The sequence below is a fragment of the Rhizobacter sp. P5_C2 genome (assembly GCF_054049715.1).
On sequence record NZ_JBFULV010000168.1, the window covers coordinates 1 to 8,263 of the forward strand.

Annotated in this window: 5 protein-coding genes; 3 read left to right on the forward strand and 2 right to left on the reverse strand. The window is 69.9% G+C overall.

The window, feature by feature from the left end; all coding sequences use genetic code 11:
• From ACXJLU_RS31700 to ACXJLU_RS31710, 3 genes are all read left to right on the forward strand, one after another.
• Positions 1–2,006: translocation/assembly module TamB domain-containing protein (locus tag ACXJLU_RS31700; protein ID WP_457337730.1), on the forward strand; the 2,006-nt coding region annotated here is incomplete at its 5' end.
• Positions 2,007–2,178: 172 nt separating this feature from the next.
• Positions 2,179–4,812, forward strand: a complete 2,634-nt coding sequence (locus tag ACXJLU_RS31705; protein WP_457337731.1) for an ExeM/NucH family extracellular endonuclease — start codon at positions 2,179–2,181, stop codon at positions 4,810–4,812.
• Positions 4,813–4,942: 130 nt separating this feature from the next.
• Positions 4,943–5,173 (forward strand): hypothetical protein, encoded by a 231-nt coding sequence (locus tag ACXJLU_RS31710; protein WP_073467598.1) that lies wholly within the window; start codon positions 4,943–4,945, stop codon positions 5,171–5,173.
• 31 nt (positions 5,174–5,204) lie between these two features.
• On the opposite strand, the gene ACXJLU_RS31715 is transcribed toward ACXJLU_RS31710, so the two are convergent.
• On the reverse strand, positions 5,205–7,424 hold the full coding sequence (locus ACXJLU_RS31715) for a rhamnogalacturonan lyase family protein (RefSeq protein ID WP_457337732.1): 2,220 nt from the start codon (positions 7,422–7,424) through the stop codon (positions 5,205–5,207).
• 10 nt (positions 7,425–7,434) lie between these two features.
• The coding region (locus ACXJLU_RS31720; protein ID WP_457337733.1) for a DUF6055 domain-containing protein at positions 7,435–8,263 on the reverse strand (829 nt) is incomplete at its 5' end.

An 8,263-nucleotide genomic window follows, 5' to 3' on the forward strand; every position in this document is an offset into this window, starting at 1 on the left:
CCGGCCGCCAGCGCCCGGCCGCCAGCGCGCCGCCCGCGGCCGCCGCCGCATCGGCCCCGGCCGCCCCCACCGGCCGCACGCTGGTGCTGATCACCGCGCGCGGCGGCCTGAGCGGCGCGCCGTTCGACGGCTCGCCGCTGCGCCCGGCCGGCGGCAAGCCGCCGACCCCGATGAGCTGGAAAGGCACGCTGCAGCAGGCCGAGGTGCGCAGCAGCCAGCCCGGCAGCACGCCGTGGCTGCTGGCGCAGAACGTCGATGTCGAGGTGCAGGCCGGCGACGCGCCATGGGCCAGCGTCTCGGCCGGCCGGGCCGACATCCTCGGCGCCGGGCTGCGCTGGGACGCCATCCGCTGGCAGGCCGGCCAGGGCGTGCAGACACAGCAGCTCGACGTGCAGGCCGAGCTGCAGCCGGTCGCGATCGCGCCGCTGCTGCGCCGGCTGCAGCCGGATTTCGGCTGGGGCGGCGACCTGCAGATCGGCGGCAAGATCGTCGTGCACCAGGCGGCCGAGTTCAGTGCCGACATCGTGCTCGAGCGCGTGCGCGGCGACCTGTCGGTGACCGACGAAACCGGCACGCAGGCGCTCGGCCTGACCGACCTGCGGCTCGGCCTGAGCGCGCAGGACGGCGTCTGGAACTTCACGCAAGGCCTGGCCGGCAACCAGCTCGGCGTGGCGGCCGGCGCGATCGTCGTGCGCACCTCGCCGAAGCGCGCCTGGCCCGAGCCCGACGCGCCGGTGCAGGGCGTGCTCGAGGCGCAGGTCGCCAACCTGGGCACCTGGGGCGCATGGGTGCCGGCCGGCTGGCGCCTGGGCGGCAAGCTCGGCACCACCGCGACCATCGGCGGGCGCTTCGGCGCGATCGAATACACCGGCCACATGAAAGGCTCCGGCCTGTCGGCGCGCAACATCCTGCAGGGCGTCAACGTGACCGACGGCGAGGTCGACATCGCGCTGCAGGGCGACAACGCGAAGATCAACACCTTCCAGGCGCGCGCCGGCAACGGCACCGTCAAGCTGAGCGGCGCCGCCGAGTTCGGCGAGAAGCCGCATGCGCAGATGACGCTGGTGGCCGAGCGCTTCCAGCTGCTGGGCCGGGTCGACCGCCGCATCGTCACGAGCGGCCAGGCGCAGGTGGAGCTCGACCGCGACAACCTGAAGGTCGACGGCAAGTTCAAGGTCGACGAAGGCCTGTTCGACTTCAGCCTGTCGAGTGCGCCCAGCCTGTCGGGCGACGTGGTGGTCATCAACCGCACCGCCGACATCGAGGCCACCACGCCGACCGGTGCACCGAGCAACCGCAACGTCGCGGTCGACCTGACGGTGAACCTGGGCGAGGCGCTGCGGCTGCGTGGGCGCGGCATCGACACCCGGCTCGAAGGCGAGCTGAAGCTGACGACGCCCGGCGGCAAGCTGGCGCTCAACGGCAGCGTGCGCGCGGTCGACGGCACCTACAACGCCTACGGCCAGAAGCTGGACATCGACCGCGGCGTCATCACCTTCACCGGCACGCCGGAGAACCCGCGGCTCGACATCGAGGCGACGCGGCCGAACACCGACGTGCGGGTCGGCGTCGCGATCACCGGCACCGCGCTGACGCCGCGCGTGCGGCTGTTCTCCGAGCCGGAGTTGTCCGACATCGACAAGCTCTCGTGGATGCTGCTCGGCCGTGCGAGCGACGGGCTGGGCAAGTCGGACACCGCGCTGCTGCAACGCGCGGCGCTGGCGCTGCTGTCCGGCGAAGGCGGCGGCGCCGATCCGCTGAAGGTGCTGGGCATCGACGACCTGTCGGTGTCGCAGAACACGAACAGCGCGACCGACGTGCGCGAGACCGTGGTGTCGCTCGGCAAGCAGTTGTCGCGGCGCTGGTACGTCGGCTACGAACGCAGCCTGAACGCGACCACCGGCAACTGGCAGCTGATCTACCGCATCGCCCAGCGCTTCACGCTGCGCGCGCAGTCGGGGCTGGACAACTCGCTGGACTTCATCTGGACGCTGCGCTGGCAGTGAATCCGGCAGCGAAGTTGGCAGCAAACGCATGGACCTGAACTTGCAACACCTGCCCGTGTCACCACGCTGACACGCCGGCAGCGCAACCTGCGCGGCTTTGCCAAACCGGCTTTCCGGCCGGATTGCTTGTCGAAATTTGCGGACGGAAATTCCGTGAACAGGGAGAACTTGCATGTCGAATTCCAGATGGCACGCTTCATGGACGTCCGGCGTGATCGTCGGCCTGCTGGCCGCGCTGTCGGCCTGCGGCGGCGGCGGTGGTGACGACTCGCCGCCTCCTGGCGGTGGAGGGAACCCGCCCGTCACGACGCTGCCCGAATGCCCGGCCGCGCCCAACACGCTGCGCGACATCACCGCGGTGCAGGGCCCCGGCGCGCTGAGCCCGTTCGACGGCCAGGCCGTCACGGTGCGCGGCGTCGTCACCGCCGATTTCCAGGGCGATGCGCAGCTGAAGGGCTTCTTCATCCAGCAGCCGGTCGCCGATGCCGACCCGAAGACCTCCGAAGGCCTGTTCGTCTTCGCGCCCGGCGGCGCCGACGTGAAGCTCGGCGACTACGTGCAGGCGAGCGGCACCGTCAGCGAGTTCAAGAGCGGCAGCACCGATCCCGAGCGGCTGACCGAGCTGGCCACCGTGACGGCCATCAGCACCTGCGGCGCCGGCCCGGCCATCGCGGCGCGCGAGATCACGCTGCCGCTCACGAGCGCCACCGACCTCGAAGCGGTCGAGGGCATGCTGGTCGAGTTCAAGCAGACGCTCACTGTTTCGGAGGTCTACAACCTCGGCCGCTACGGCGAGCTGGTGCTGTCCACCGGCGGCCGGCTGTTCCAGGCCAACAACCACCCGGGCAGCGCGACGCGCGACGAGGTCAACGCCGCCAACGCGCTCGCGAAGATCGTGCTGGACGACGGCGCCGGCATCCAGAACCCGGTGCCGATCCCCTACCTGTCGGCCGCCGACAGCACCGGCACGCGCCGCGTCGGCGACACCGTGGCAGGCGTGCGCGGCGTGGTGACCTGGACGGCCGATGCCTTCCACGTGCACCCGGTCGCCGCGCCCGTCTTCACCGCCGCCAACCCGCGCCCCACCGCGCCGGCAGCCGTCGGCGGCACGCTGCGCGCCGGCAGCCTGAACGTGCTGAATTACTTCACGACGCTCGGCCAGCGTGGCGCCAACACCGCCGATGAACTGGTGCGCCAGCGCGCGAAGCTGGTCGAGACCATCGTCGGGCTGGATGCCGATGCGCTCGGGCTGATGGAGATCGAGAACAACGGCACCGTCGCACTCGCCGACCTGGTCGGCGCGGTCAACGCGAAGCTCGGCGCCAACACCTATGCGTGGATCGACGCCGGCAAGCCGGGAACCGATGCGATCACCGTCGCGATGATCTACAAGCCGGCGCGTGTGACGCCGCTCGGCAATGCGGTGGTGCCGACCGATCCGGACTTCGCGGTCGACGGCGGCCTGCGCCCGCCGGTCGCGCAGCGCTTTGCCGCGGTCGACAACCACGGCGGCTTCTGGCTGGTGGTGAATCACCTGAAGAGCAAGGGTTCGTGCCCGGCCTCGGCCGCCGACCTGGATGCCGACAAGGGCCAGGGCTGCTGGAACGTCTCGCGCTTCCGGCAGGCGCTGGCGCTGCAGAAGTGGGTGACCGGGCTGACGGATGCCTCGGGCGAGACCGACGTGCTGATGGTCGGCGATTTCAATTCGTACCTGAACGAGGACCCGGTCAAGAGCCTGGAAGGCGGCGGCTTCGAGGCGCTGCTGAAGCGGCTGCCGGAAGACGCGCGCTACAGCTATGTGTTCAACGGCGAATCGGGCGCGCTCGACCATGCGTTCGCGAGCGAGACGCTGGGCGCGCAGGTGAACGGCGTCACCGTGTGGCACGTCAACGCCGACGAGCCGCTGGTGCTCGACTACAACACCGAGTTCAAGACCGACGACCGCTATGCGGCCACCGCGTTCCGGTCGTCGGACCACGACCCGGTGCTGGTCGGCCTGACGCTCACGGCCGATGCACCGGTGATCGTGCCGGCGCTGGCGGCGACGCTGCCGTCGAGCGCGGTCGTCGGCACCGCGGTCGGCATCACCGGCATCGCGGCGACCAACGGCACCACGCTGTCGGTCGATTGGGGCGATGGCACGACCGAAGCCCCGGCGGTCGGTGTCACGACACTGAGCCACACCTACGCCGCGGCCGGCAGCTACGCGCTGAAGCTGATGCTCAGCGGCGCAGGCGGCCTGACGGCCGAGCGCAGCGGCACGGTGGCGGTCAGCGCCGCGCCGAGCACCGGCGACACGCCGGAGCTGTTCTTCAGCGAGTACGTCGAAGGCAGCAGCAACAACAAGGCGCTGGAGATCTACAACCCGACCGCGGGCACGGTGGACCTCTCGGTCTACACGGTGCGGCTGTATGCGAATGGCGGCACCGCGCCGACGCAATCGCTCCCGCTGACCGGCACTCTGGAATCGGGCAAGACACTGGTGCTGATCCACACCTTGTTCACGACGAGTGTCACGCTGCCGGGCGCGCTGAAGGTCGCTGTCGTCAACTTCAACGGCGACGACGCGGTGACGCTGGAGAAATCAGGCACCGTGATCGATTCGTTCGGGCAGGTCGGCTTCGACCCCGGCACGGCATGGACTGGCGGCACGCTGTCGGCGCTGGACCGCACGCTGCGCCGCAAGCCGGGCCTCGTGCATGGCAGCGTACCGGCCGCGGCGCCGGCGGCCTGGGACCTGAGCAGCGAATGGCTGGGCTTCCCGATCGACACCTTCGACGGACTCGGGAGCCACGTCGCGCAGTGAGCTTGGCAGTGAGGTCTGCAATCGAGGGCTCAGTAACGGCAGATGTGCTGCAACATCTGAGACACCGTTGAAACATCGCTGATACCGGGCGCGAGCATCCTTGCGGGCTTCATCAACAGGGAGCCCAAACATGCATACCCCCACCGACCTCACCCGCCGCTTCATCGCCATCGCCGCCGGATCCGGCGTGCTCGCCCTCGTGCTGTGCCTGACGCCGATGCTCAGCGACACCGCTCCCGATGCCGGCGCCTTCGCCGCATCGGGCGGCCTCGTCGCCGACGCCGTACCCGCCGCACCGGCGGGCGATGCCGGCATCTACGCCGGCCCGGCGACCAACGAATCCGCCGCCACGACGCAGTGACCGGATCGCAGGATGCGTTCTTGCATCTGCGTCACTTCGCCACCGGCGTGTACACCTTCGGCTGCGCCGGCTTGCCCATGCCCGCGCCGAGGAAGAAGCTGGTGTTCGGCGGCTGGTTGTAGGCCGAGTTCTGGTTCGCGATCGCCGAGCGGTACTGCGTGTCGTGCATCAGCGTGCGCAGCCGTTCGGTGGTCGGGATCGTCGTCGTGAAGATCATCAGCTCGCTGTTGTTGGCGTTGCGCCAGATCACCTCTTCGCGCCAGTCGCCGAACAGGTCGGCCGACAGGTTGGGCGTCGCCTTCGTGGTGTTGTTCGACGCGGCGTCGTAGTTCGACGCCGTCAGCAGGCGGTCGAGTTTCTCGGTCGCCGGGTTCCACTTGTCGATGGTCGTGCCATCGAGCAGCTCGCGCAGCAGGTCACCATCCCACCAGACGCCGAAGTTGACGCGCGACGGACGGCGGTCCGAGATCGACTCCCCCTTCGCGCTGGTCAATCCGCCCACCGTGGCCCAGCTTTCGGCACCGGGGTAGCGCGCATCGATGTCCATCACGACGCCGCGGCCCACGTCGGCACCGCCGCCCGGCAGGCTCCACAGGATCTTGCCGGTGGCGGCGTCGTGCATCTCGACGCCGTGCGCGCCGTAGCGGCCCGGCTCCTCGTGGACCATCATCACCTCCTTGCCGGGGCGTGACGGGTCGAAGTCGCTGACGTGCAGTGCGTCACCGTGGCCGAGGCCGGTGGAATACAAGCCCTTGCCGCTCGAATCGATCGCGGCGGCGCCGAACACGATGTCGTCCTTGCCGTCGCCGTTCACGTCGGCAATCACCAGGCTGTGCGCACCCTGCCCGCGGTAGGCCGCGTTGCCGCTGGTGTTGGAGTCGAAGGTCCAGCGTGATGCGAGCTTGCCGTCGCGCCAGTCCCAGGCCGCGATCACCGCGCGGGTGTAGTAGCCGCGGCTCATGACCAGGCTCGGACGCTGGCCATCCAGGTACGCCACGCCGGCCAGGAAGCGGTCGACGCGGTTGCCGTAGCTGTCGCCCCAGCTCGACACCGTGCCGCGCGCCGGCACGTAGGCGGTGCTCGCCATCGCCTTGCCGGTCAGGCCGTTGAAGATCGTCAGGTACTCGGGGCCGCTCAGGATGTAGCCGGTGCTGTTGCGGTGGTCGGCGGTGGCGCTGCCCATCACCACGCCGGTGCCGTCGATCGTGCCGTCGCCGGTCTTCATCGCGAGTTCGGCCCGGCCGTCGCCATCGAGGTCGTAGACGATGAACTGCGTGTAGTGCGCACCGGCGCGGATGTTGCGGCCGAGGTCGATGCGCCACAGCCGCGTGCCGTCGAGCTTGTAGGCGTCGACGAACACGTTGCCGGTGTAGCCGGATTGGGAGTTGTCCTTCGAGTTCGACGGGTCCCACTTGACGATCAGTTCGTAGTCGCCGTCGCCATCGAGGTCGCCGACGCTGACGTCGTTCGGGCTGTAGTCGTAGGCGACACCGTCGGGCGTGGTGCCGCCGGCCGGGCGCTGCAGCTTGACGGTGAGGTACTGCTGCGGCCAGGTCGCGGTCGCGCTGCTTTGTGCCTGCTCGACACCGTTGACAACCGCGGCCACGCTGTACTTCGCGCTGGCGCTGCCGCCGGCGTCGACGTAGTTGGTGCTGCTGGTGATCGGGCTCGCGTTCAGCCTGGCGCCGTTGCGGTACAGGTTGTAGGCGACGCCGTCGGCCTCGGTGCCCAGCATGCGCCAGCTGACGAAGACACCGTTGCCGGTGGCGACGGCCACGACGCCGCGGTCGAGCAGCTCGACCTGGCGCGAGCCGGCGACCGGTCCGGTGGATGGCGCGGGGGCTGGCGTGGGTGCGGGGGCAGGACTGGGCGCGGGTGCTGGGGTCGGTGCAGGCGCCGGTGCCGGCGTTGGTGCCGGTGCGGCCGCCGAGGTCGCGCAGAAGCCGATCGACTCGTTCGTCGCCTTCGCCGCGAGCGTCCTGTTCCACTCGACCCCGCTCAGGGCCAGCGTGGACCCACTCTGCTTCCACACGCCGTTCCACAGGTTGCCGACCGTCCCGGGCACGGTCAGCGTGCCGCTCCACGGCACCGCCTCGCTGTTCGGGTTCGAGACACGCACCGTGGCGCAGTAGCCCGAACCCCACTGGTTGTTGACCACGTAGGTCAGGCTCACGGGGCTGGCGGCGTGAACAGCGGGCACGCACAGCCCCGCGATGGCCGCGCAAACGGCCAACGGCTTGGATCGGATCATGGTCGCGTCCTCAGGGCCGCCAGGTCAGCGTCGTCTTCGTGTTGATGTCGGTGGCCGATCCCACGTTGGACGTGGCATCGACGAAGCCCGATCGGTTGCCCGAGCTCAGATTGAGCCCCGTGCCGCGGTACTCGACGTCGCCATGCAGGTTCAGGCTGCCCGATGCGCCCTGGTTCGCCTCGAAGAAGCCGAGCGGATAGAAGGTGGTGCGCACCTGCGCCGAACCCGACACCGAGAAGCTGTTGTTGCCCCACGGGCTGCCGGTCACGCCGATCACGCTGAGGCCGCCGACCGTGCCGCCGGTGACCGAGCCGTTCGCGACGATGGCCTGGTCTTCGATGCGCGCGTTGCCGGTGGCGCTGCCGCCCGGCAGGATGGTCGCGTACGGCCCGACGTACACGCTCGCCGCCGTGCTGGTGGGCGCGCAGCCGCCGCCGTTGGCGTGGCGCAGGGTGCCCGACGGGCAGGCATCACGCTGGCCGTTCTGGAAGCCCTGCGGCCACGCGTTCGCCAGCTCGATCATGTACGGGTAGCGCCAGACCGTCTCGTACGCCTGGTCCCACACCACCGTCTTGAACACCGACGGCGTCGCGCTCACCACCAGGAACAGCGGCTCGCCCGCGTTCACCTTGAAGGTCAGGTCCGCGTCCAGGCCCTTCTGCAGCCCGCTGTAGCGCGCCGACGTGAACTGCGTGTTGGTGGCCACCAGGCCCCAGCGGAAGTCAGCGTCCGAGCCACTCTGGTTGACGCCGCGGAACTTCACCGTCACGGTCGTCGATCCGTTGGTCGGGTACAGCCGCACGACGTTGTAGCCGAAGCGCTGCGGTGCGCCGTAGAAC

Excerpts from the sequence above, each read along its gene's own strand:
- ACXJLU_RS31705 (WP_457337731.1), top strand. The coding sequence starts at position 2,179 with ATGTCGAATTCCAGATGGCACGCTTCATGGACGTCCGGCGTGATCGTC.
- ACXJLU_RS31710 (WP_073467598.1), top strand. The coding sequence starts at position 4,943 with ATGCATACCCCCACCGACCTCACCCGCCGCTTCATCGCCATCGCCGCC.
- ACXJLU_RS31715 (WP_457337732.1), bottom strand. The coding sequence starts at position 7,424 with ATGATCCGATCCAAGCCGTTGGCCGTTTGCGCGGCCATCGCGGGGCTG.